The 23,702-nt window shown below is 36.0% G+C and carries 24 protein-coding genes; 13 read left to right on the top strand and 11 right to left on the bottom strand.

Features of this window, described 5'->3' with window-relative positions; genetic code table 11:
* The first annotated feature begins 60 nt into the window (after positions 1–60).
* The gene (locus tag BMF77_RS21315; protein WP_039204224.1) at positions 61–378 is read left to right on the top strand and encodes a hypothetical protein; all 318 of its coding nucleotides are present in this window, start codon (positions 61–63) and stop codon (positions 376–378) included.
* On the top strand, positions 375–737 hold the full coding sequence (locus tag BMF77_RS21320; protein ID WP_148765640.1) for an aspartyl protease: 363 nt from the start codon (positions 375–377) through the stop codon (positions 735–737). Before BMF77_RS21315 ends, BMF77_RS21320 begins: the two co-directional genes overlap by 4 nt.
* Before the next feature lie 78 nt (positions 738–815).
* On the opposite strand, the gene BMF77_RS21325 is transcribed toward BMF77_RS21320, so the two are convergent.
* The 4 genes from BMF77_RS21325 to BMF77_RS21340 form a co-directional block, all read right to left on the bottom strand.
* Positions 816–2,210 carry a DUF1802 family protein gene (locus BMF77_RS21325; RefSeq protein ID WP_148765642.1) on the bottom strand — a complete coding sequence of 465 codons (1,395 nt, stop codon included), beginning with the start codon at positions 2,208–2,210 and terminating at the stop codon, positions 816–818.
* A 29-nt stretch (positions 2,211–2,239) separates the two neighbouring features.
* Entirely contained in the window at positions 2,240–4,063 is a 1,824-nt protein-coding gene (locus tag BMF77_RS21330; protein ID WP_148765644.1) for a P-loop NTPase fold protein, read from the bottom strand.
* Positions 4,064–4,105: 42 nt separating this feature from the next.
* On the bottom strand, positions 4,106–4,777 hold the full coding sequence (locus tag BMF77_RS21335; RefSeq protein ID WP_148765646.1) for a hypothetical protein: 672 nt from the start codon (positions 4,775–4,777) through the stop codon (positions 4,106–4,108).
* A 610-nt stretch (positions 4,778–5,387) separates the two neighbouring features.
* On the bottom strand, positions 5,388–6,785 hold the full coding sequence (locus BMF77_RS21340; protein ID WP_148765648.1) for a GAF domain-containing sensor histidine kinase: 1,398 nt from the start codon (positions 6,783–6,785) through the stop codon (positions 5,388–5,390).
* 371 nt (positions 6,786–7,156) lie between these two features.
* On the opposite strand from BMF77_RS21340, the gene BMF77_RS21345 reads away from it, so the two are divergent.
* On the top strand, positions 7,157–8,566 hold the full coding sequence (locus tag BMF77_RS21345) for an aspartate ammonia-lyase (protein WP_148765650.1): 1,410 nt from the start codon (positions 7,157–7,159) through the stop codon (positions 8,564–8,566).
* 55 nt (positions 8,567–8,621) lie between these two features.
* On the opposite strand, the gene BMF77_RS21350 is transcribed toward BMF77_RS21345, so the two are convergent.
* On the bottom strand, positions 8,622–9,038 hold the full coding sequence (locus BMF77_RS21350) for a type II toxin-antitoxin system VapC family toxin (RefSeq protein WP_148765652.1): 417 nt from the start codon (positions 9,036–9,038) through the stop codon (positions 8,622–8,624).
* A gap of 2 nt (positions 9,039–9,040) precedes the next feature.
* Positions 9,041–9,328: a hypothetical protein gene (locus BMF77_RS21355; RefSeq protein ID WP_148765654.1), complete on the bottom strand. Its 288-nt coding sequence runs from the start codon at positions 9,326–9,328 to the stop codon at positions 9,041–9,043.
* A gap of 580 nt (positions 9,329–9,908) precedes the next feature.
* Between BMF77_RS21355 and BMF77_RS21360 the strand changes: the two genes are divergently transcribed.
* The 5 genes from BMF77_RS21360 (at position 9,909) to BMF77_RS21380 (ending at position 14,962) form a co-directional block, all read left to right on the top strand.
* Positions 9,909–10,499: a nicotinate-nucleotide adenylyltransferase gene (locus BMF77_RS21360; protein WP_148765656.1), complete on the top strand. Its 591-nt coding sequence runs from the start codon at positions 9,909–9,911 to the stop codon at positions 10,497–10,499.
* Positions 10,469–11,215 carry an NUDIX domain-containing protein gene (locus tag BMF77_RS21365; RefSeq protein ID WP_148765658.1) on the top strand — a complete coding sequence of 249 codons (747 nt, stop codon included), beginning with the start codon at positions 10,469–10,471 and terminating at the stop codon, positions 11,213–11,215. Before BMF77_RS21360 ends, BMF77_RS21365 begins: the two co-directional genes overlap by 31 nt.
* Before the next feature lie 47 nt (positions 11,216–11,262).
* Positions 11,263–12,954: an NAD+ synthase gene (locus BMF77_RS21370; protein ID WP_148765660.1), complete on the top strand. Its 1,692-nt coding sequence runs from the start codon at positions 11,263–11,265 to the stop codon at positions 12,952–12,954.
* 304 nt (positions 12,955–13,258) lie between these two features.
* Positions 13,259–14,122 carry a M23 family metallopeptidase gene (locus BMF77_RS21375; protein ID WP_246862991.1) on the top strand — a complete coding sequence of 288 codons (864 nt, stop codon included), beginning with the start codon at positions 13,259–13,261 and terminating at the stop codon, positions 14,120–14,122.
* A 303-nt stretch (positions 14,123–14,425) separates the two neighbouring features.
* Complete coding sequence (locus BMF77_RS21380) at positions 14,426–14,962, top strand: late competence development ComFB family protein (RefSeq protein WP_148765664.1); 537 nt, start codon at positions 14,426–14,428, stop codon at positions 14,960–14,962.
* A 170-nt stretch (positions 14,963–15,132) separates the two neighbouring features.
* On the opposite strand, the gene BMF77_RS21385 is transcribed toward BMF77_RS21380, so the two are convergent.
* Entirely contained in the window at positions 15,133–15,834 is a 702-nt protein-coding gene (locus BMF77_RS21385; protein WP_148765666.1) for a L,D-transpeptidase, read from the bottom strand.
* Between the two features lie 527 nt (positions 15,835–16,361).
* On the opposite strand from BMF77_RS21385, the gene BMF77_RS21390 reads away from it, so the two are divergent.
* The 3 genes from BMF77_RS21390 to BMF77_RS21400 all read left to right on the top strand — a co-directional run bounded on the left by BMF77_RS21390 (position 16,362) and on the right by BMF77_RS21400 (position 19,629).
* Positions 16,362–17,018: a sigma-70 family RNA polymerase sigma factor gene (locus BMF77_RS21390; RefSeq protein WP_015078515.1), complete on the top strand. Its 657-nt coding sequence runs from the start codon at positions 16,362–16,364 to the stop codon at positions 17,016–17,018.
* A 116-nt stretch (positions 17,019–17,134) separates the two neighbouring features.
* Entirely contained in the window at positions 17,135–17,596 is a 462-nt protein-coding gene (locus BMF77_RS21395) for an anti-sigma factor (RefSeq protein WP_148765668.1), read from the top strand.
* Positions 17,597–17,940: 344 nt separating this feature from the next.
* A complete protein-coding gene (locus BMF77_RS21400) occupies positions 17,941–19,629 on the top strand; it encodes an IS1634 family transposase (protein WP_148765670.1) in 1,689 nt (562 codons plus the stop codon).
* A 480-nt stretch (positions 19,630–20,109) separates the two neighbouring features.
* Here the strand turns inward: BMF77_RS21400 and BMF77_RS27425 are convergent, their stop codons facing one another.
* The 4 genes from BMF77_RS27425 to BMF77_RS21425 all read right to left on the bottom strand — a co-directional run bounded on the left by BMF77_RS27425 (position 20,110) and on the right by BMF77_RS21425 (position 22,383).
* Positions 20,110–20,397 carry a hypothetical protein gene (locus BMF77_RS27425; protein ID WP_174783126.1) on the bottom strand — a complete coding sequence of 96 codons (288 nt, stop codon included), beginning with the start codon at positions 20,395–20,397 and terminating at the stop codon, positions 20,110–20,112.
* A gap of 64 nt (positions 20,398–20,461) precedes the next feature.
* Positions 20,462–20,692, bottom strand: coding sequence for a colicin E5-related ribonuclease (locus tag BMF77_RS21415; protein WP_210422239.1), 231 nt, complete (start codon positions 20,690–20,692; stop codon positions 20,462–20,464).
* A 297-nt stretch (positions 20,693–20,989) separates the two neighbouring features.
* Positions 20,990–21,190 (bottom strand): tetratricopeptide repeat protein, encoded by a 201-nt coding sequence (locus BMF77_RS21420; protein ID WP_148765674.1) that lies wholly within the window; start codon positions 21,188–21,190, stop codon positions 20,990–20,992.
* A gap of 104 nt (positions 21,191–21,294) precedes the next feature.
* Positions 21,295–22,383 (bottom strand): DNA polymerase beta superfamily protein, encoded by a 1,089-nt coding sequence (locus BMF77_RS21425; protein WP_148765676.1) that lies wholly within the window; start codon positions 22,381–22,383, stop codon positions 21,295–21,297.
* 467 nt (positions 22,384–22,850) lie between these two features.
* On the opposite strand from BMF77_RS21425, the gene rplU reads away from it, so the two are divergent.
* Positions 22,851–23,270, top strand: a complete 420-nt coding sequence (gene rplU, locus BMF77_RS21430) for a 50S ribosomal protein L21 (RefSeq protein ID WP_015078509.1) — start codon at positions 22,851–22,853, stop codon at positions 23,268–23,270.
* Between the two features lie 138 nt (positions 23,271–23,408).
* On the top strand, positions 23,409–23,693 hold the full coding sequence (rpmA, locus tag BMF77_RS21435) for a 50S ribosomal protein L27 (protein WP_148765678.1): 285 nt from the start codon (positions 23,409–23,411) through the stop codon (positions 23,691–23,693).
* Positions 23,694–23,702 lie beyond the last annotated feature (9 nt).

Below are 23,702 nucleotides of genomic sequence, written 5' to 3' on the forward strand. Positions count from 1 at the left end.
TTTTAACTTTGGGATGATTTTTTTGATATTATTATCATAGTAGAAATGGAGTTTAAAAACATGACTCAACTAACACCAAAACAACCAGCAAGAAGAGGAAGAATTTTTCCGGAACTGACTTTATCACCGGAAGAATTGGCTAGACGTAAGGCTGAAAATGAGGCAGAGTATCAACGTTATCGGACAATTTTTGAGCGTGTACGTCCTGAATTGATCAAAGAACATTATGGCTGGTATATTGCTATTGAGTTAAATAGTGGTGATTACTTAATTGATCAAGATAAAGAAATTGCACATCAAAAAGCCCGCGATAAATACCCAAATGCTGATCATTGCGTTTTTTGTTTGAATGAATCTGGAGCAACTGGGAGAATATGATAGAGGGTACATTTGGTGAAAAGAAGCAGCTATTTTTTGAAATTGAGTTGGTTGCTAATGATGGTTTAATTTTGCCTGTAGATGCTTTATTTGATAGTGGTTTCACAGGCTTTATGGCTATTAATACACAAGATTTAGATGGACTTAATTGGGATTATGTAGATAAAGAAATTCTGCGAACTGCTCAGGGTGAAATCACATTTGAAAGATACTTAGGTAAGGTGATATTGGATAATCAAGAGTATGAAATTCCTGTTTATGCGGGAGATGAATTAACGGAGATTTTATTGGGTTCAGAGTGGTTGGAGTTTTTGCCTTTGGTGGTGAATTTTCCAGATGGTATTTTGACTTTGGGATGAATTATTTTGGAGAAATAAACCACGAAGGCACGAAGAGCGCGAAGGGAAGAAAGAAAAGAAGAGAGAAAAGAGTTATTTTTAATTTATTGGTAAGTCGCGCAAATAGTAAAATTTATCTGTTTTCCCATCGTTTCCTTTTTCTCTTCCTAAGTAACCTGTTAATGGTGATGATAGTTCTATTAATAAACAATGTACTATTTCATCGGTTAATTTAGAGGGATTAAGTGCATTATAATGACTACGAATTTCTGTAACCATTGCGGAAATTTCATTATGTTCTTTAGAAAGTTCTTTAACTACTTTGATAATGTCTGATCGCAATTTTATCTCTTTTTCTATTTTATCTATATATTCGTTAATTTTATCATCTATTTGTCCCGGTTCTAAGTATTGCTTTAATTCAATTAAGTTTATCGCACCGGGATATTTTGCTTTGAGTTCAACTAATTTTTGTAATGTCATAGCTTTGATAATACTGACTTTAGAGATTTGAGCAGATTCTTTCAAGTTTTTAGTAGGTTCACCAGGTCCAATAATTAACCGCACAGCTTGAAGATAATTTTCTTGAAGATGTCTTTTACCAATTCTATCTAATTCTTCTACTGTGTTATGAGGAATGCTTTTACCTGCTTTACATTCGCAAACTAGAGAATAAGGTTGTGAACAATATAAATCTAAACCTCCAGCACCACCTTTGTGATCTTCCTCTACTTTAAATCCTAAAAAATTAAGGCTTTTGCGTGTAATAATTTCAAAGTCTGTACCCGCTTGATAGTTGCTTTTACCTTCATCTTTTTCTATGCTTCTATCTCCTAAAGATGTAATTGTTTTTATCCAATCCAAATCAGCATCTATTGTATTTGTAGTTGGTGCATTACTCCAACCTAAAAATACTTTGATTTCATTTTCTAATTGTTGCGCTACTGGATTATTATTAGCTATTTGTGATAATGCACTTTGTAACTCTTCCAGTTCAGGATTTAGAGAAGGTTCTCGTTTTTCTAATTGTTGTTTACGTTGATTAAATACATAATCACTTAATACGGGTTTATCTTCAGATACAGAAATATTATTAGGTAAAGGTGCAAATTTTCCTAGTTTTTCTTGAATGTTGGGAATAGCTCGAATTTCCAAAGGTTCAGGTAAATGATAAACCCGCAAATAAGCCAGAAAAATATTTTCATATTTCTGTATTATTTCCTCGAATGTTTCTAAATTCCAGATTGTTAATTGAGATAAAACATCTAATGTATTTAATGGTGTTGTTTTATCCATAGTCTGACAATGCTGACATTTAGCCCAAACTTTAATTAAAAGTACATTCCCTGTATTGTCAACAGGATAAAGAGAAAATCTTTGCCCAGGATGAATAAACTGCCTGGGTAAAGCTGCAATTGTGCGTCCCTGTATCAAGGCTTCAATATCAGAGACGGGTAAACACAATGCTTTTGGAAGTGAAAATGACTGATTCATTTCTATTTAGCTATAGCTTTAGTTTGATATTATTCAGCATTATCAATAGACTTAGGAATTGCAACAGGAAATCCATAACCAGTTAAATCAGTTGGTTCTTGTCCAGAAGGATTACATAATATTTCTCGAATTAAAGGATTGTTAATTGCTATCTTCTCCTCCTTGATAAATTCAAAAATTTGCTCTTCTGTCAGTTCATAATTTCTACAATTATAGTAAATAGATGAAATAGCTAAAAGAGATTTAATATCTTCACCTCGTAATAGTATCCATTTTCCAGTCTGTTCTTTTAAATTTTTTAAACATTGTTGAGGTACTGATGCTCCGGGATTAATTTTCTTAGAGCGAATTAAGCAGCCACGAGTAAAATCAAATTTTTCGTAATGAATCAATCTTTTTAATGCTGCACCTATAAATGCTCCGCTAGGTCGTTGTAGAATAAGTATTCCTATTTTCACTTTTCTATTATTACCAACAATCCGAAAATTAAGATATCCTTGATCTGCTTTAGTTGTGATAATTTCCTCAACTCCTTCAATTTTCACGCTTTCTACTTCTACTCCATATTTAGCCAAACCAAGAAATCCTACTTTTAAAGCCGCTGTAATTGCTAATTCATCATCTATCAGTGAATTAATAGAAGTCTCAATATTAGCTAACTCACTTTGAAAAAATCGTTTAACCGGATTCAAAGGAGGTGGAATAGCCGGAATAAAATTCTCACCACACCATTTTAAAACTGTTCTAATAGTAGGTTTCTGTTTACCAAATTCTCTAAGTTTATTTTCATTAAATGGGTAGAGAGGATGAGGAGGTATTTGTTGATGCTCTTGATAAAATTCTTGTAACCATTTTTTAACCAAAGCAACAATTTCATCAGAGTTTAAGCCCTGTAATTCAATTGGTTGCCTATCAGATTTTTCACTTACTAATCTATCAATTGCTGCTTCAGCTTGTGGCAAAAATCTAATCTGATCATTCCAAGTTTCAGAATACATTGCCAGCAGGAAAACACCGCTTTTAATATTGTTATATAAATCCTTAACCAAGCTTCCAATAACTTGTGCTGTTGTCAAACCATTATCAGCAACATCTGCATTATCTAATTCATCAAAACAAATCACCGGAACTCTATAATAGCTGGTGATATCTAAAATTTGACGAACATTCCGTAAGGATTCAATCTCTCTATCTGCTTGTTTTGGATTTGGCAAGCCCATTGCTTTAGCTTCTTCCGGTGTTAGTTCTAAACCGGATAGCCAGCGATTTGCATAAACAACATAATCTGTAGAAAGTGTCCACAAGATTGCCTTAACTATGTAAGGATTATTAATATTAGTCCTGATTAACAAAATTTCTTTTGTTAACTGTTCCACTACTTTAGTAGAGAATTTATTACTAATATATTTTTCTGGTGGATGATTCCATTTTCTTGATTCGTTAATTAAAGCAGTTGCTATTTCTTGCCACTGCATCACTTTTTGATTACTAAATGCTCTGAGACTAGAAGCAATGCTTTGTAAAAATTCATATTTAATTTGATTTAAGTTGTCATATTTACTCATGTAAATAAACAAGCTATCTTCCCTAGTCTGTAATTGATGGCGAATTCGACTAATAATGTGGCTTTTCCCTAATCCTCTTTCGGCTGTAATCGTAATACCTACTGTTGTCCGCTGCCCTTTACAGATTTTTTCAACCGCATCAAATACTGCATTAGACGCATGAGCATTAATTGAGGGTACATCAGGAAAACTTTTACCCCATATTTGCTGCGGTTTAACAACAAGATGTCCTGCAAATGGGTTTTGAGTTTTAATCAATTCATCAATGTTAGATATGTTAGTAGTCATAGTATTATGAGGTTAATGTGTGAAGAATTGAAGAAATAAAGTTTAAGCTTTCAAAAGTCTGGCATAACAACGTAATCCATCTAATTCTGTAGTGACTGAATCTTCTATTTTGTCCCGTGCATTGTCTTCTACTGTTCCCCCTTGAAGTTGAAAAATATCATTAGCTTGCATTTCTAATAGAAAATTATTAAACTCTGTTCGCTTAACTCGTTCTCCTATTTCTCTCCTAATCCGATAAATAGGTACTAAATTATTAAGATTGTGTTCATAATTCAACTTGTCATAAACATCCAACGTGACAGATTTAAACTCCTCATAAGAACCAATCACCCCACCACCAGACGCAACCGGCGCAGCTACTACAACATCAACCTCACGCAACAATCGCAACAAAGAATTTCCTACCCAAGCACCAAGATTGGTATTAAACTCAAACTCATCACTACGCAAACCCGCTTTTAACACATCTAAGCCCGTCGGTGACGTGAGAGTATAACTGGTTGAAGATCCCTTTTTAGTAACAGTAACAGCCCCCTGCATTTCTAAATCCTCTAAAATAGCTTGATAATCCGCTTTATTCTGACCCTTAGACACTATCCGCTTCGTCAATTTACCCCTAGCCACTTTCTGCTGACTTCCTCCCAAATCCCACAATGCAAGCAGTAAGCGAGTTTTAGCATATAAAGTCTGTAAATTCTTGGCTTGGGCGTTCATATTCAGTATCCTACTTAACTAAAAAGATATTATAAGTATTTTATTTCTTACTTGGACAAAGTTCAAAGAATATTGACTATTTTGATGTAAATAAGACAAAAATCAATATTTTTTTCTAGACAATTATCGGATTTGTAACCAATAAAATTACCAATTACCAAAATAAATCAATATTTATCCCACATACCGCAAATACCCTGAGTAGGGGTTTAGCAGTGCTAAACCCCTACATTTATACTCAGGATTGGGATATTTTTTTTAGTTGGAAGTCCCTAATTGCATATTTCCTCAGAGGTAAGAAATTAGATTCGCTTATAAGTAATTGGACAAAATTAATTACACAAAAATCTCGGCGGAAATCCTTAACTAGCAAAGAGTTGATAAATAACCTACGTATCAGCAGCGAGATGGAAGACTGAAAAAAATAGTTTATCATTACACATACAGCAGATTTGGCTCTCTAGTAGTCTGTCAAATTTATTTTGACGGGTTTTTGGTAGTGCGGGCATCTTGCCCGCGTGAGCGAGACGCTTACACTATATGCCCGCGTGAGCGAGACGCTCACACTACAGTCCATCATTTTTATCTTGACAGACTACTAGTCTTGCAGCTAAAAAACTGGTCGCAGGGGAAATTGCATGATAAACGTGATGCGATTATTTGCACTTGTAACATGAATTAATCCATGCAAACGCTGTACCATTGTCTCTACCAAAATTAACTCTAAACCAGTGTTCTGTGCTTGCCATGAGGAATGTTTGGGAATGCGGTAAAATGGCTGAAAGACTTGTGATAGTTCATGGTGAGGAATCTCTACACCAGAAATACTGATTTTTAATTCTACCGTGGCTGCATTTAAATCGGCGGTAACTGTAATTGATTCACCTGCGGGAGCGCATTGACAAGCTTGGTTGAGTAGCAAGGTAATAATTTTTTCTAAATCAGTGATATCTGTGGAGAATGGGGGAATTTCTGTGGAGATATCCAGGTGTAACTGTTGTTGCTGACAATTGGTAACATCTCGAAAAGATTCAATAATGGGAGATAACCAAGTTGGAAAATCAATAGTAATTAAAGTAGGAGATTCCGAATGGGTTTTCAGATATGCAAAGCTGAGAAGATCATTAAGTAATTTATTTTCTCGTCCACATTCATGATGGAGAATTTGTAATAGTTGAGATCCTATTTCTATATCTAAAATTCCCGTTGGTGTCATGAGACTTTCTAATGTTTGTACAGCAAGATTAATATTAGTAATGGGTGTGCGTAACTCTTGGGAAAGCTGTTTGAGAAATTCATTTTTTTGCCGTTCTTGTTTTTCTATTTCCTGAATCTGCGCTTTGGTTTTTGCCTGTAGTCGAGATTGACGAATTGCGATCGCACATTTATTAGCTATTTGCTGCAAAAAGGATATTTCTTGTTCTCCAAATTTTGCCTCTGTATGCCGAATTAGCCAAACATTACCCAAAATGCCTAGATGATCAAAAATTGGACAAGCTAATTGATTCATCATCTGTAATCCAGAATAATGTCCTGGGACAATTTCTATAGATTGCCAAATTTGTTTTTGCAATAGAGATTGATAAATTTGAGGAAAATCAGCGATTACTGTGGTTAAGCCTTGAAAATGGGGTAAAGTAGCACTATATTCATAGGTAACTGTGGCAGAAGTTAAACAGGGATTATAAAGTTCAATTTGACAGCGATTAAGTTGTAATAAATCAACTAATTCTTGAGTAATAATTGTTAATATCTTCCGATCATCTAGACTATCGCGGATGTGTTCAGTAATATGTTGAAGTAACGTCTGAAATTTCTGAATTTGCTGGATTTCTTGAATATGTTCCTGTCTTTCTGACTCCAATTGGATTTGTAAATATTCTACCTGCTGTTGTAATTGGGCAACGGATGTATCTATACTCAATTGCATAGATACTTCTGCACAAAATATGGATGGAGATGGTAATTGTGTCCATTTGGGGATGGATTTAACTTGATTTAGATTCATGTAGTAGTTAAGGAAAGAGGTAGTGGATAATTGGTGATTGGGGAAGAGGTAAGTGGAAAGAATACTTACTCATGACTGATCTTTCCATTTGCCTATTACCTATTCCCTAACTAAAAAATGACATTAGTACAGGTGAGCATACCAAATATTGTGTATTGCTGGTAACAACTATTGTGACAGTTTGTGAACAGGTACGTTAAGTTACAGCTAATCCCATGATACTATCCTACTGCATTGTCAAAAATTAATACTATGTCAACTTTGTCCCTCATTTCCCTGAAATGTGCCGTAATTTTGCACTTTTTCCCATATAACAATTGAGTTAAAAACAAGTTTGTTCCCTGTTCTTTTTGTTCCCATTCTCGACTTATATGACTAACAATTCAGATTTTCGCATTGAAAAAGACTCAATGGGCGATCGCCAAATTGCCAACAACGTTTATTATGGTATTCAAACCCAAAGGGCGATCGAAAATTTCCCCATTAGCGGTATTAAACCTTTACCTACTTATATAGATGCTGGTTTATATATTAAAAAAGCTGCCGCTATTGTCAACGGAGAATTAGATTGTATTCCCGCAGATATCAGTAAAGCGATTATTCAAGCCACTAATGAAATCCTAGCAGGTGAATTACGAGATCAGTTTGTGGTTGATGTTTATCAAGCCGGTGCAGGAACTTCTCACCACATGAATATTAACGAAGTTTTGGCAAATCGCGCTTTAGAAATTCTCGGTGATCAAAAAGGTAATTACAAACTCGTTAGTCCCAATGATCATGTAAACTATGGACAGTCTACCAATGATGTTATCCCCACAGCCATTCGCATTGGTGGCTTATTGGCACTTTCTCGCACTTTACAACCAGCTTTAGAACAGGCAATTTCGGCTTTAGAGGCAAAAGCTATAGAATTTCAAGATATCGTCAAATCTGGCAGAACCCACCTCCAAGACGCTGTACCTGTGCGATTAGGGGATAATTTTGGTGCTTGGGCGCAAATCCTCTCAGAACATCAAAATCGTCTTTACATTGCTGCTGGGGATTTAATGGTATTGGGTTTAGGTGGTAGTGCTGCGGGAACAGGTATGAATACTCACTCAGAATATCGGCAAAGAGTTGTGGATATCCTGTCGCAATTGTTGGAATTTCCCCTAGAACCTGCACCCCATTTAATGGCTGCTATGCAAAGTATGGGGGCTTTTGTGAATGTTTCCGGGGCTTTACGGAATTTAGCCCAGGATTTGGTGAAAATATCCCACGATTTGCGGTTAATGGATTCTGGTCCCAAAACTGGATTTAAGGAAATTCAACTTCCTCCAGTCCAACCTGGTTCTTCAATTATGCCCGGAAAATATAATCCTGTGATGGCAGAGATGACATCAATGGTATGTTTTCAGGTTATGGGATATGATAATGCGATCGCTTTTGCTGCCCAAGCTGGACAATTAGAATTAAATGTGATGATGCCCCTCATTGCCTATAATTTAATTCACAGCATTGAGATTTTAGGTAACACAATTTCGGCTTTAACTACAAGCTGTATTCAAGGAATTACTGCTAACAAAGAACGTTGTTTAGCCTATGCTGAAGGTAGTTTAGCACTAGTCACCGCCTTAAATACCCATATTGGTTATTTGAATGCTGCGGCTGTAGCTAAGGAATCGTTAGAAACTGGCAAATCACTGCGGCAAATAGTTCTAGAAAAAGGTTTAATGACAGAAACAGAATTAGCAACAGTCCTGGATTTAGACCAAATGAGTGCAATTGTGCCTTTAAAATAAGTACAAAATACAAGATCCCCGACTTCTTAAAGAAGTCGGAGATCTGATTGATAGCCTATTCAGGAAATATCTCAAAACCAGCACAATGTTGTGGATTAATAATACTAAAAATAGGTTTATTTAAAGTGAAAATCTTAGTAATATTCATCCTTTCCGCAATAGCAACAATCGTTGCATCCACAAAGTTTAACTTACTATCAGTATATTGGTCTAGAATCTCCGTCACCCTTTTTAAATCAGTTTTATCAATCCCTTCAATAATGACATTACTATTAGCTAATTCAGTTAAAACCTGTCTTGTTGTAGGATATCCTAACCGAGAAGCAAGCAAATGACAAACTTCAGGTAAAACTGTCGTTGGTAAAACCAATACTTCCTTTGAATCAACTATAACATCAAGGATACGCCCATAATTTTCGTCCTTAATATCAACAGTTGCCACTAAGAAACTTATATCTAAAATAGCCGTCATGATTATTTATTTACCTCATGATTAAATTCCTTAATACCTCTAGTTGGATCAATTTCCAGTTCTCCGTTTTCTGTATCTTTGTCTGATAAATTGGGTTCACTAGACTCTCCTATACCAGAAATACTTAATAAAAAATTACTCTCCTCTGGTTCATTATTAATAGCCGCAGGAGTTAAATTCAGCTTAAAAAGTAAAGATTCAATAAAATCAGCTAATTCAGGAAGTGCTGCCAGTGGAAGTTCATTAATAGCTTGAGATAATTGTTCGTGGGTGAGACTTACAGAATCCATAATTGATATCATCCTTCTATGGAAATAACTTTTATCTGTTTTCAAAGAAATTGGTATTAATTTCTTCTTGGTTTTCCTATTCCTATATAAATTTAGTTTCTATTGTTATATAATAACGCAATTATTCCCCATACAAACACAAAAACTATTTGTTAGTCTAATTCGGATTAAACCCCTTAAACTTATTATATGTAAAGTTGCACAGAATCATAAAATTCATTAATTCATCCATTTTCATCTGCGTTTATCTGCGTTTATCTGCGGTCAATTATTCTTAAAATCTTATCCAACTCCTGGATATTGACTGGCTGTACTATTAAGAAATATAAATTAATTGTAAAAAATATCCTAACTCCCTTGTAAATATAGGCTTTTCAGGAATTTGTCATTATTTATTAGCCAAGGCTTGACATTATTTATGGTGAATACTACCATAAGTAAAGAGACATTCTTGGTAAGGGCATCTCAGATGACAAAACGAAGTGATAAATAATATAATTTCTCTTACCTCTGCGCCCTCTGCGTCTCTGTGGTTCGTTTAAATTACTCTAAAAATTGCAAAAAAGCAGAATCAAAAATCATGAAAATTGCTTTATTTGGTACAAGTGCAGATCCTCCAACTGCTGGACATTTAATAATTCTCAAATGGTTATCTGAACGTTATGATTGGGTAGCTGTATGGGCTGCGGATAATCCCATGAAGTCCCAACAAACGCCTTTACCACACAGAGCAGCAATGTTAGAACTGTTAATTAAAGATATTAATGTTGCTAACCAAAATATTGCCTTAGAACAAGATTTAAGTAGTTGGAAAACTCTAGAAACTGTAGGTAAAGCAAAATTAAAATGGGGAGAAAATATTGAATATACTTTAGTAATTGGTGCTGATTTAGTAAATCAATTACCGCGCTGGTATCATGTTGAAGATTTATTACAACAAGTGCAATTACTGGTAATTCCCAGACCAGGATATATAATAGATGATTCTGGTTTAGATAAAGTTAAACAAATTGGCGGAAAAATTGCCATTGCTAATTTGATTGGTTTAGATGTTTCCTCTACCGCTTTCCGTGAACAAGGAGATATTAATACTCTCACACCTCCCGTCATTGCCTACATTCATCAACAGCATTTGTACGAATGCCAATACGTAACCAAAAAAAGATTTTAAACCCCATAAATCAACAACCTTTAGCTGATTTTAAAGTTGGTGTTGATAATGTGATTTTTTCTGTAGATACTGCCCAAAATCGGTTGTTAGTTCTCTTAGTCATGCGACAGCAAGAACCATTTTTAAATCATTGGAGTCTTCCTGGCACTTTAGTTTGTCAAGGAGAATCTTTAGAAGATGCTGCTTATCGGATTATGGCTGAGAAAATAAAGGTAAATAATCTTTATTTAGCACAACTTTATACTTTTGGTGGTCCAAATCGTGACCCCAGGGAAAAAATTGATAGCTACGGAGTCCGTTATTTATCAGTTAGTTATTTTGCCTTAGTCAGATTTGAAGAAGCAGAATTAATTGCTGATAAAGTCGCAGGTATTGCTTGGTATCCTGTCAAACAATTACCACAATTAGCATTTGACCACAATGAAATTATTACCTATGGACATGGAAGATTAAAAAACAAATTAGAATATAGTCCAGTAGCTTTTGAAGTCTTACCAGAAACTTTTACCTTAAACGATTTGTATCAACTATACACCACAGTTTTAGGGGAAAATTTTGCCGATTATTCTAATTTTCGAGCGCGGTTACTAAAGTTAGGTTTTTTATCAGATACCGGCATTAAAGTATCACGAGGTGCGGGTCGTCCTGCCAGTTTGTATAAGTTTGATAAAGAAGCATTCGCACCGTTTAAAGATAAACCTTTGGTGTTTATTTAGGGAATAATAATTGAACGCAGATGAACGCAAATAAACGCAGATAAATTATGAAAATCGCTATTGCTCAAATTAATCCTATTATTGGTGATTTACTAGGAAATGCTCAAAAAATCCTGGAAATGTCCCAACAAGCAGCATCAGAAAATGTTCGTTTATTATTAACACCTGAATTATCTATTTGTGGGTATCCACCAAGGGATTTATTATTAAATCCTAGTTTTATAGAAGCAATTGATAACACATTGCAAAAATTAGCTGAAGATTTACCAGCAAATTTAGCTGTATTAGTGGGAACTGTTGTTAAAAATTCCCAAGCGCACATTTCTGGAGGAAAAAATTTATTTAATAGCATTGCTTTATTAGAAAATGGTAAAATTCAGCAATTTTTCCATAAAAGGCTATTACCTACTTATGATGTTTTTGATGAAAAACGCTATTTTGAACCAGGAGTAGAAGCCAATTATTTTATATTAGATAATCTTCATATTGGTGTGACAATTTGCGAAGATTTATGGAATGATGAGGAATTTTGGGGTAAGCGGAGTTACGCAGTTAATCCCATTGCTGATTTAGCAAGTTTAGGAGTTGATTTAATTGTTAATTTATCTGCTTCACCCTACACTGTTGGTAAACAACATCTGCGAGAAGCGATGTTAAAACATAGTGCAGTTAATTTTCAACAACCGATTATTTATACAAATCAAGTTGGTGGAAATGATGATTTAGTTTTTGACGGACGCAGTTTTGCTTTAAATAAACAAGGTGAAATTGTTTGTCGTGCAAAAGGTTTTGTATCTGACTTTTTGACTGTTGAATTTAATAGCAATAAACAAGATTTAGATTTCGGTGATATTTCTCCTGTTGATGAATCTGAAGATGAGGAAATTTGGAATGCTTTGGTTTTGGGAGTAAAAGATTATGTTGGTAAATGTCGCTTTTCTAAAGTATTATTGGGTTTAAGTGGAGGAGTTGATTCCGCTTTAGTTGCGGCTATTGCGACTGCGGCATTAGGAAAAGAAAATGTGATTGGTGTGTTAATGCCTTCTCCCTATAGTTCGGAACATTCGATTAGTGATGCTTTAACATTAGCAGCAAATTTAGATATTCAAACTCAACTTTTACCTATTGGGGAATTAATGGCAAGTTTTGATAATTCCCTAGATGAATTATTTGCAGGAACAGAATTTGGGATTGCGGAAGAAAACCTGCAATCTCGAATTCGTGGTAATTTATTAATGGCAATTTCTAATAAATTTGGCTATCTACTTTTATCTACTGGCAATAAATCAGAAGTTGCTGTTGGTTATTGCACCCTTTATGGTGATATGAATGGTGGTTTATCAGTCATTGCTGATGTTCCCAAAACTCGCGTTTATTCTATCTGCAAATGGTTAAATTCTCATCAACAAAGAGAAGTTATTCCCGAAAATATTCTCACGAAAGCACCAAGCGCAGAACTTAAACCGGGTCAAGTTGACCAAGATTCTCTTCCACCTTATGAAATTTTAGATGATATTCTCGACCGTTTGATTCATCAACATCAATCAGCAACAGAAATTATTAGCGCAGGTCATGAACCGGCAATTGTAGATAGAGTATTACAATTATTATCTCGTGCGGAGTTTAAACGCCGACAAGCAGCGCCGGGATTAAAAATTACTGACCGCGCTTTTGGGACTGGTTGGAGAATGCCTATTGCTAGTAGTTGGTCAGCGTTGAGGAATACTTCTTCTCCATAATTTTTACTGATGTGTATTAACCTCAATTAATTCCACACACTTATCCAAATTATCCCTAAATAACGGCTTATTAGCCTATAACTAAGTAGGTGAACGGAAAAAAACCGTAGACGCGAAGCGGCTTCTCGAAGAGTAATATGTAACGAAAAGTAAAATCGCCCAAACCCTCTTCACTCTTGCCTCTGGTTACTGAGCGAAGTCGAAGTATTGCCTCAAGCCTAGTGCCATAACGACGATTTTCAATGCTAACCTACTTACCATGACTAACACTATTAATCCACAGCATAAATTGCGAAATTTTAGTATGATCAACCCTACCAAAATATTAATAGGTATAATTGCCACTGTTCCCATGGCTTTAGGCTTACCCGCAAAAGCTTTAGAAATACAGGTATTACCTAAAAATCCCCAATTGGGGGATACAATTTCCGTAGTAATTGAGGCAGATTCCCAAGAAAAGATTAGTAACCCCACAGTAACAGTTGGGGAAACAACATATCCAGCTTTTGAAATTGCCCCTCGTCAATACCGTTCTTTTATTCCCACAACTCCCTTAGAGAAAGCTGGAGTGAGAACAATCAGAATTTCCCAAGATGGACAAGAACAAAACTTATCAATAAAAGTGCGCGATCGCAAATTTCCCGTGCAACGCATCACCTTACCACCCGGAAAAGCTGGAGTTAATGCTACCGAATACGAACTCAAGCGAGTAAAAGAATTAAAAGCCTTACAAACACCGAAAAAATATTGGCATGGCCTGTTTCTCACCCCCAACGCGGGGCGAACCTCTACTAAATATGGTGTCCGTCGCTACTACAATGGCGAATTTGCCAATGACTACTACCATCGTGGACAAGACTATGCAGGAGCAACAGGTTCATCTGTAGTTACCCCAGCGGCGGGGAAAGTGGCTTTAGTTGGTACAGTATCCCAAGGCTTCCGCGTTCATGGTAACGTAGTCGGCATTGATCACGGTCAAGGTGTTATCAGTATTTTCATGCACCTAAGTCGGATTGATGTCAAAGAAGGTGATTTTGTGCAAGCAGGGCAAAAAATTGGTGCAGTCGGTTCAACTGGCGCATCTACCGGACCACACTTACACTGGGGTTTGTATGTAAACGGACAATCTGTTGATCCAATCCCTTGGAAATCTCAACAAATTGATTAAGTTTCTCATCTTCAATACCTTTGCCATAGGCTTTTTTGAATTTGGCGAAGGTATTGATATTGTGACTTTTTTAACCCAAAATACTTATATGTAAGTGGTATAATTTGGTAAGATAAATAATTCAGTAACACAGTAATAGGGGACTTCAAACCCTGATTTATTCCCTAATCTGGACTAATTCTGCTATTGTATTCTGGGTGATTGATAGCATATCTGTTTAGTTTGGCTATCGCAAAGTATATATTTATAAGTAGAAATATATACTTTTAACCTGTGTTCCTTCCATACTACCCACAATGTTTTATGAGTATTGAAAAAATAGTAGCACAAGCTCTTCAAGATGGTTACTTGACACCAGCAATGGAAGCAGAAGTTGGGCGGATTTGCGGTAACGCCTCAGAACTGCTAACCGAAGAGTACATGGCTTTAGATCGCCTCATGGGGGCATTGTTGACCGGTGAAGTAGTACCAGTACCTCGCAAACAATTTATCAACGTCATGGAAGAATTGGTACTCATCAACGTCATTGCCAAAGTAGCAGAAATTGAAGCAACCAGCGAAATTTCTCTAGATGTGGGCGATATAACCGCCTATGCTCTGAACAGGCTGCCTCCTCTGTATGCAACGACGGAAGAAGGCGCGAAATATCAACGAAAAAGAGCTAACACAGAACTTGAACCTTTAATATCCCAACAAGTTAGCGAAGCCATCTGTAAGTATTTAGATACACCAGATTTCTTCCCAGAACGTCAAGCATTGAACAAGACCACTGGCAATGAAGTTTTAACCCAAGTTAGTACATTGCTTCAGACCCATGCGGCTAATTTTGAGCCACAATAATTGATAAACCTCGTCCAAGTTGAAAACTGGAGTTTTTCAAAAGGGAACAGGGAACAGGGAACAGGGAACAGGGAACAGTATAGGATTTGGGAATAAAACCCAATTAAGAAAAAACTATGGGTTTCAAAGTAAACGCGGTTTAATTGACAATTATCAATTACTTAATATTTTTATTCACGAACTGATACCTGTGTGCCGATATTTACTTGGCTATACAGCATTCTCACGTCAGAATTACGCATTCTTAGACAACCATGAGAAACCGCCGCTCCTACCAAGTCAACATTTGGTGTCCCGTGAAAGCCAATTTCATTCCTGCCGTCTGACCAAAAACCAATCCATCTATCCCCCAAAGGACTATCAGTACCACCCTCAAAGATAGCTCCTGTAATTGGATGTCGCCAGATAGGATGATGTTCTTTGTGGATAATTTTAAAATCGCCAGTTGGTGTTTCCCAGCCCTTTTTACCGATAGCGATTGGGTAACTAGCTATAACCTCATCATATCGAGAAACATAAACACGGCGATCGCTTAAATCTACAACTACTTTAGTTGCATTTAAGTCCGGTACTGATGGCTTTGGATTATTAACTGGATCTGTAACAGCATCCAGGCTTGATTTCTGTGTTTTCCAAGGAGAATCCAAGTTAATCACCGCAGCTTTTTGGGGAGAGGTAGGTACAGAAGCCGCAATGGCACTACTCCCAATTTCCACTGGTGAACCCTGCGGATAAACCTCTGTGGATGCAGATTGATTTAACTGCCCTGTTGTTCTCATCGTTTGCCAATGGACAGCCAGAGATAAAATTGCTGTACCAAAACAGAGAAACATGACCATACTCGCTACAGATTCATTTCTTGCCATTGCTATCGCCTATTATTTATCCCTGACATATTTAGCTGGAGGTGAGAATTTTACTGATTAACAATTGACAATTAGCCATTATTTATTACCTATGACCTATTAGCAGTTACTAGTCAAGTATTTAGTGGCCAGTTTTCAATCTGATCACTATTCCCAACCTCACAAAAATTTGATCCGTGTTTTCTTTTATCTTCCGTCTCGCTCACGCGGGCAAGATGCCCGCACTACCAAAAACCCGTCAAAATAAATTTGACAGACTACTAGTACATCACGGCGTAAATAAAGCAACCATATTCAATCGCCAAAAAGCCTACTGTATATTAGTTTTGACTTTTGACTTTTGACTTTTGACTTCCACCCTGCGGTACTAGTTACTTGCCTTTCCCATCCCTAGTCTTATGATCAATAAAACCCTGAAAACTCCTTTCTATATTTATTTCCGTGTTCCGATTATAAATCCGTCACCTTACTGAGGAACTTTTGACCAATGATCAAGTCTAATAGGAAGGAGTGATTTAAAGCTAGACCGATCCATGAGTCAATCCATTAGTGTATCTTGGTCAACAGTTGATGCCACCTACCCAGCAGCATCGGTGCAAGTTGACAAACTCTCAAACCACGACCTTATTTTACGCTGTCAAGTCGGATTGCGTCCAGACCGTGCTGCCTTTTCAGAACTATTGCGCCGCTATCAGACTCAAGTTGATCGAGTTTTATATCATTTAGCGCCCGATTGGTCTGACAGAGCCGATTTAGCCCAGGAAGTTTGGATTCGTGTCTACCGAAATATTAACCGACTACAAGAACCTGCCAAGTTCCGAGGTTGGTTAAGTCGGATTGCCACTAATTTGTTTTATGATGAATTACGTAAACGCAAACGGGTAGCCAGTCCTCTCTCCCTAGATGCTCCGCGATTGTTAGCCGACGGGGAAATGGATTGGGAAATTGCCGGTGATACCCCAAGTCCGGATGAGGAAATGACGACCAGAGAATTTTATGAACAGTTGCGAGAAGCGATCGCTGATTTACCAGAGGTTTTTCGGACTACAATTGTTTTGAGAGAAATTGAAGGACTGGCCTATGAAGAAATCGCCGAAATTACCGGAGTTTCCCTGGGAACGGTGAAATCTAGAATAGCCAGAGCCAGATCAAGATTACAAACTCAATTGCAAACCTATCTAGATACATAATCTACATCATGTTTCCTCAATTTTATGGCAGATTTTAAGAAATATTAAGGACTGTCAACGAAAATATATATTTTCTGCCATTGAGAAGCAAAAATGAATCAACAGGTACTATAAATATGGAGAAGCGCGATTGTTTCGAGTTATTAAGTGCTTACCTGGATGGCGAAGTCACAGCTACTGAACGCAGACAAGTTGAAGAGTGGCTTTCAACTGATACTTCTATTAAGTGCTTGTATAAGAGACTGTTAAATCTTAGAAAGGGTTTACATGACATCCCTGTTCCCGCAACTGCTCAGTCATCAGAGGTAACGATTAACCAAGTTTTAACGCGTGTTAATCGCCGTTATCGCTTGAACTGGATGTTAGGTGGTGCAGCCGCTGCGGCTTGTATTCTGGGAACAATATCTGGTTTATTCCCAGGTAATTCCAGAATGGTAGAAATAGCCACAACACAACCAACAGAATTAACACCAACAGCCACAGATTCGCCTTTAATGGTGGCTTTAAATAACCCAGTCATTGAAATTCCCAAAACAGCAGTCGCCACCGGTCAAAAGCCAGTTAATAACCTCAATTAATTACCTGGCGGGTAAACTTTTTGTAATATCATAAAATACAACCAAGCCCAATCTGGAAATGAGCCGTTTAGCTTGTAAACCTCTATTTAATGGCGATTATAGAGGTTTTTTGATGTCGGTTAATTTCTTTGCTAAGTAGGTGAACTGAAAAATTTAACCCACATTCCGCACCCCAAACTGTCACAGATCAAAAAAGCCCTTAAAGTAGTACATAATAACTAAAGTCAATTCAAAAATTAAGATGCTTAATGAGAATAAGTAGCATTAAAAGGGACGTGGTGTGATAAAGTGAAACTTGGTAACAAAAGAAAAAAATGAATTGATAACCAAATAAGAAATAATTGATGACAACAGAAGTATTAGAGGAAACTGTTGTGAAATTAAAACCTCAAGAAATAGAAATTGAGAACATAGACCATCTAGGGATAGTAGCAGGAATCATAGATTCAATCGGAATAGTAGAAATAATAAATGAATTAATAGGAGTCGAAAAAGACGAAAAAGTAAATGCAGGTCAAGTGGTAAAAGCCATGATAATAAACGGGTTAGGATTTGTCTCCAAACCGTTATATATGTTTCCCAAATATTTTGAAACAATCGCCTGTGAGCATTTAATAGGAGCAGGAGTAAAACCAGAATATCTCAACGACGATAAATTGGGGAGAGTCATGGATAAACTGTTTATAAAAGGCTTAGATACAATCTTTTTTATCATAGCCTTAAAAGCTGCTCAAAAATTTGGAGTATCACTATTAACATCACATCTAGACTCATCATCAATGCACGTGCATGGGCAGTATAACACTAGCTTACCATTCGTAATATTTGAGAGTCAAAAAGTAGGAAATAACCAAGAATTAGAAGAATTAGCAGTAAAATCACCAAAAGAAATAACCATCACCTACGGTTATTCTCGTGACCATCGTCCAGACTTAAAACAGTTTATCATAGAAATGATATGTTCAGGAGATGGAGACATCCCAATATTTTTAAAACTAGCATCGGGAAACCAAGCTGACTCATCATGTTTTGGTAAAATAGCAGTAGAATATCACAAACAATTAGAAGTTAATAGTCTCATAGTAGCTGACTGCGCCTTATATACAGAATCAAACCTGAAAATGATGTCAGATTTACAGTGGTTATGTCGAGTACCATTAAGCATAAAAGCAGCAAAAACATTAATATCAACATTAGCAGAATCAGAATTTATTGATAGTACAATACCAGGATATAAATTAGCATCAAAAATCCAAAATTATGCAGGGATAGAACAAAGATGGTTAGTAGTGCAAAGTCAAGAAAGAAAAGAATCAGACCTGCATAAGCTCACACAAAAAATTACCAAAGCAGAATCAAAAGCTGTGCAAGATTTGAAAAAGTTATCACAAGAGAGATTTGCATGTGTTGCAGATGCTATCAAGGCATTATCAAAATTATCAAAACAATTCAAATATCATCAAATTCACGAAAGTACGGTGACTCAAGTAAAATCTAATAAAAAAGATACTTCAGGAGAAATATCTTACCAAATATCAGCTACAGTCTCCCAGGATGAAAGTAAAATTAATACAGAATTGCTGAGTGCGGGACGTTTTATTATTGCGACAAATGTTTTAGATTCACAGGAACTAAGCAATGATTCTATGCTCAGGGAATATAAAGCCCAGCAGTCATGTGAGAGGGGGTTTGGTTTTCTCAAAGACCCATTATTTTTTGCCGACAGTATTTTCCTCAAAAGTCCTGAGAGAATAGAGTCTTTGGGAATGATTATGGGTTTATGTCTACTGGTTTATACTTTGGCTCAACGTCATATTAGAAATGCTCTTTTGGAGTCTAAATCAACAATTAAAAATCAATTAGGCAAAGCAACTAATCGTCCTACTTTACGCTGGATTTTTCAATGCTTTCAGTGTATTCATTTGGTTACACTCAATCAGGAGAAACATATTTCTAATTGGAATAAGGACAGAGATTTTATCTTGAGTCTTTTACCAGATGATTGTTTACGTTACTATCAATTAGTCAGCTAATTATCATCTCTATCAATTTAATTTCTCTTGTAAAGATGAGCTAATCTCTTTGATTTATAGCTCCATTTTACTATGTCTATAATTTCGTTTTTTACTTTAATTGATTAGTCTAACTTATAATTGTTTCTTGAATATCTTCTTTCACTTATCTATTGACCTCTCCAGGTGGTGTGCATTCTTATTGCTTCTTATTGAGAATAGATTTTGATGACATTTTTGGTGATTTACTGTTTCTCAAATGCCTTTTTTCACTTTATCTGTTTGTTTTGATGCTCCCTTTGATTTTCATCTCCGTAATTTCCCTCTGTAACATTTTGGGGTGCGGAATGTGGGATTTAAAGGTATGTGAAGAAAAGTAAAATCGCCCAAAACTCTCTTCCTGTTCCCAGTTAAGAGTTCCCTGTTCCCTTGCCCCAACGACAATTTTTAACGCCAACCTACTTAGTAATCTTCTAAATTATCTAATGCATTCTTTTAATTTTAATCACTCAAAACCAAAGAAACAAAAGCTGTTCCTTTTGGTAAATTATGGGTAATAAATTGTTTAGCTATAGATACACTTTGTTGAGGATCATCAATTTCACTTAAATCTAATGATCCAGGATCTTCGGATATTTGATCATTGATATAATACCATAAATCTACACCTAAAACGGAAATATTTCTTTCGGCAATTTCGTTAATAAATTCCAGTGCATTAGCAGGAGTTAATAGCAATTCTCCAGCTTTAATAAATCCTGTTTTTTGATATTTATCAATTAATTTCATGTTTGTACTCCTGAATTTACTTATTAGTGAAAATATTCCTGATATTTATTAATCAACATTTAATTTAGTATTGTTTTTCAATCCAGTTAGGATCATTAATATCACTTACCTGAACTACATCACCTGTGATGTCATTACAGACAATGTATGCACCATCACTCCTGTAATATACAGTAGCAGGATCATCTTTTCTTGTACCATCTATATTATACCTTTTATCTCTTGTTTTTTCCGTTTTACCAGGATTTAAGTAAACTAATTCAAGCATTTCTTCTGTCCAACCCCTTTTACTCATTTGTTGTTTTATTTTTTTTCCAATATTTAATTTTGGCATCTTAATTGAACTTGTTTTTTAATATTTGTTTAGTTGATACATTTTAATTATAATTACATTGCATAAGCAGGGGATATGGAATATAGGACTCATATTTGATTTTTGAAAAACACTCGGTACACCTGAATCGGCTAGAATCCTTTTACCTCATGCCTTTTGCATCTTACCTAACTACGCAAATAATTTCAGGATTCAAATATTATTCCTATAGATACTTTCACTATTTTTGTAATTCTCTAATTCTATCTTGCGCTATTTTTAACCATTTTTCATTCCCTCCCTGTTTTGGTAGGTTCTGGCATCATGAGGATCAAGATTAATTAATTCATTATATAAAGCGATCGCACCTTGATAATCTTTCAAGTAATAACGAATTATACCCCAGATAATTTCCCCAGTATTCGAGTCTTCCTGAAATAGTCCTGGCACTAATCCAGTTACGGCTTGAATACCAATCATGCCCACAGCATAAATATCACTAGCAAGTTTAGGCAGTTGAATTTTGTTTATTTAGCCACGTCCACGAAGCGTACCCCAGGCATCTTTCCAATTTCCAGATTTTCTTACCAACCTTGCATTTCCACCAACTCCATGCACAAATCATTGATTTGCTCCAAGTCAGGACGATGTGATAAACTAGATTGCTCATAAAAAGCATCCATTTGAGCAACCAAATCTTCCGCCATTTTCATTAATTGCTCATAACTATAATCACCTCGCAAAATAGCCTTTAAATCATCAATATCACCAGCTAAATTTCTATCTACAGTTACTTCTCCCCGCTGCAAAATTTCCAAGCCACTGCGTAGTAATCGAATACAGTGCATTCCATGTTTTAAATCATAACCTGATTTTTTTTCCATTTCGGCTCTAGCAGGATTTCTATTTTCTTGCCAAGATATATAAGCCTTCCATTCTCTTAAAGCAATTTGATAACTTTGACTTTTTTGCAAAAGCCGGATAAAATCTTTACGGCTATGAGTTAAATTTTGGGTATATGCTAAAGTTTCATCTGCTAAAGTGTACTGTTTCAAAACACCTTTAAAATCAATATCCCCAGTCAGCAACTTATATAACTGTTCTGATTCTTCCAAAAACTCAATTTTCCCCCTAATCAAAAGATAAAGATATTCCAAAAAAGCATTTAACTCATCTTTGCTTAACGGAACTTCATCCATAATATCAAAATCGGCAGGAAGAGGTTTCTTCGTAGGTGGATTTAACAACCATTTACGATGAGTTTCCATCTTCTTAATTTGAGCAAAAGCATAACCAGAATAAGTATGCTTTACCTTTTTACTCAAAAATAAATGACGGTGATTAATTAAATGTTGTCCGACATTTGTTAAAAAAGGATAATTATTTAACCACAGCAATTCTAAAACATTGGGATTTGCACCAGCTAATAAATGAATAACCTTTCTTAATTCATAAATAACCGTATCTTCATTACCATCTATAAACGGAAATATCCCCGGTTCATCCCAACCAGAATCCTTTTGTTCAATACTATCAAAGCCTAAATAATAGCGTTTAGGAGCAATAAATACACCACGATAATCATAATCTGATTCAGGACGATTTAAACCATAACCATGACTACCAGCTAAACCCACAAAAATAGTTCTTTGTTCAACTTCAATTCTTTTCATCTTTATCTAATAAAAATTAAATTTTCATTTTCAGTATTAACTAAATTATAATTGATAATTCGTAACAATTATCACCTTTTTCTAAAATCCTCCCGATTTTGTTGGGTTTCACTTCCCTCTACCCAACCTACAATTTTCTTAAATTATTTATGAAAAATCTGAAAGTGAATAGTAAAAAAATCTGAGCAACCCTATTTAAATTGCTCAGATTAGTTAAAAAATTTTCCGTCTGTGTCACGGTTAACTACAAACACCAGAATTATCTTTTCGGAAATCAGCGAGAAATAAAATTATATTTTCTCAAAGGTTGACTGATTAACCATCAATCAGGTAATATAGTAGATTGTCTGTCTAATTCCTGCTCGGATCAGGTAGACATACTGCAAAAGCTGGCAAAGCTATAAATAATAGCGTCTCTACAGGAGATTATAGCCAGCTACCTGTACGGCAACCTCAAGGACGATTTAATGACTTACGCGATTATTGAAACTGGCGGTAAACAAATGAAAGTAGAAGCAGGTCGCTTTTACGACATTGAACTACTAACCGCTGAACCAGATGAAAAAGTTACCATCAACGCAGTATTACTTGTACATCACGAAGGCGCAGTTTCCATTGGACAACCTTTAGTAGAAGGTGCAACCGTGGAAGGGACAATTATGCGACACTTTAGAGGTCGCAAAGTCCTGGTGTATAAGATGAAACCTAAAAAGAAAACCCGCAAAAAACGGGGACATCGCCAGGAAATTACCAGATTTTTGATTAATTCTATCAATCTCAACGGCGAAGTTTTAGCTTACGAAGAAGCACCAACGAGTCCTGAACTTCCCGTTCTTGATACTGACTTTGTGGAAGAAACCGCTGACGAATCATCCGAAGAATCATAAAGAAAGGTTTAAGTTGCTAGTTAGGCAAGGGGGAAAAGGTGATAGAGAGTAATTACCAATTACCAATTACTTTTTTCCCAGCCTAAACTGGATAACTAGCAACCTGGGATAAATAAAGTAAATAGAAAAGAGGGAATCATGGCTCATAAGAAGGGAACTGGTAGTACGCGGAACGGTCGTGACTCGAATGCTCAACGACTAGGTGTAAAACGTTATGGTGGACAAACTGTACGTGCAGGTAATATTCTAGTCCGTCAACGTGGTACTAAGGTTTACCCTGGTAACAACGTTGGTATTGGCAGTGATGATACCTTGTTTGCTTTAATTGACGGTGTAGTTACCTTTGAAAGAAGAGGTAAAAGCCAGAAGAAAGTTAGCGTTTATGCAGTAGCCGCAGAACTCGTAGAAGCTGTAGCTGGTTAATTCGTTATT

The organism is Dolichospermum sp. UHCC 0315A (genome assembly GCF_008121535.1).
Taxonomy (GTDB): Bacteria; Cyanobacteriota; Cyanobacteriia; order Cyanobacteriales; family Nostocaceae; genus Dolichospermum; species Dolichospermum lemmermannii.

Bases quoted from the DNA above. Each gene is read 5' to 3' on its own strand.
- BMF77_RS21315 (WP_039204224.1), top strand. From the start codon at position 61: ATGACTCAACTAACACCAAAACAACCAGCAAGAAGAGGAAGAATTTTT.
- BMF77_RS21320 (WP_148765640.1), top strand. From the start codon at position 375: ATGATAGAGGGTACATTTGGTGAAAAGAAGCAGCTATTTTTTGAAATT.
- BMF77_RS21325 (WP_148765642.1), bottom strand. From the start codon at position 2,210: ATGAATCAGTCATTTTCACTTCCAAAAGCATTGTGTTTACCCGTCTCT.
- BMF77_RS21330 (WP_148765644.1), bottom strand. From the start codon at position 4,063: ATGACTACTAACATATCTAACATTGATGAATTGATTAAAACTCAAAAC.
- BMF77_RS21335 (WP_148765646.1), bottom strand. From the start codon at position 4,777: ATGAACGCCCAAGCCAAGAATTTACAGACTTTATATGCTAAAACTCGC.
- BMF77_RS21340 (WP_148765648.1), bottom strand. From the start codon at position 6,785: ATGAATCTAAATCAAGTTAAATCCATCCCCAAATGGACACAATTACCA.
- BMF77_RS21345 (WP_148765650.1), top strand. From the start codon at position 7,157: ATGACTAACAATTCAGATTTTCGCATTGAAAAAGACTCAATGGGCGAT.
- BMF77_RS21350 (WP_148765652.1), bottom strand. From the start codon at position 9,038: ATGACGGCTATTTTAGATATAAGTTTCTTAGTGGCAACTGTTGATATT.
- BMF77_RS21355 (WP_148765654.1), bottom strand. From the start codon at position 9,328: ATGGATTCTGTAAGTCTCACCCACGAACAATTATCTCAAGCTATTAAT.
- BMF77_RS21360 (WP_148765656.1), top strand. From the start codon at position 9,909: ATGAAAATTGCTTTATTTGGTACAAGTGCAGATCCTCCAACTGCTGGA.
- BMF77_RS21365 (WP_148765658.1), top strand. From the start codon at position 10,469: ATGCCAATACGTAACCAAAAAAAGATTTTAAACCCCATAAATCAACAA.
- BMF77_RS21370 (WP_148765660.1), top strand. From the start codon at position 11,263: ATGAAAATCGCTATTGCTCAAATTAATCCTATTATTGGTGATTTACTA.
- BMF77_RS21375 (WP_246862991.1), top strand. From the start codon at position 13,259: ATGATCAACCCTACCAAAATATTAATAGGTATAATTGCCACTGTTCCC.
- BMF77_RS21380 (WP_148765664.1), top strand. From the start codon at position 14,426: ATGAGTATTGAAAAAATAGTAGCACAAGCTCTTCAAGATGGTTACTTG.
- BMF77_RS21390 (WP_015078515.1), top strand. From the start codon at position 16,362: ATGAGTCAATCCATTAGTGTATCTTGGTCAACAGTTGATGCCACCTAC.
- BMF77_RS21395 (WP_148765668.1), top strand. From the start codon at position 17,135: ATGGAGAAGCGCGATTGTTTCGAGTTATTAAGTGCTTACCTGGATGGC.
- BMF77_RS21400 (WP_148765670.1), top strand. From the start codon at position 17,941: ATGACAACAGAAGTATTAGAGGAAACTGTTGTGAAATTAAAACCTCAA.
- BMF77_RS27425 (WP_174783126.1), bottom strand. From the start codon at position 20,397: ATGAAATTAATTGATAAATATCAAAAAACAGGATTTATTAAAGCTGGA.
- BMF77_RS21415 (WP_210422239.1), bottom strand. From the start codon at position 20,692: ATGAGTAAAAGGGGTTGGACAGAAGAAATGCTTGAATTAGTTTACTTA.
- BMF77_RS21420 (WP_148765674.1), bottom strand. From the start codon at position 21,190: ATGATTGGTATTCAAGCCGTAACTGGATTAGTGCCAGGACTATTTCAG.
- BMF77_RS21425 (WP_148765676.1), bottom strand. From the start codon at position 22,383: ATGAAAAGAATTGAAGTTGAACAAAGAACTATTTTTGTGGGTTTAGCT.
- rplU (WP_015078509.1), top strand. From the start codon at position 22,851: ATGACTTACGCGATTATTGAAACTGGCGGTAAACAAATGAAAGTAGAA.
- rpmA (WP_148765678.1), top strand. From the start codon at position 23,409: ATGGCTCATAAGAAGGGAACTGGTAGTACGCGGAACGGTCGTGACTCG.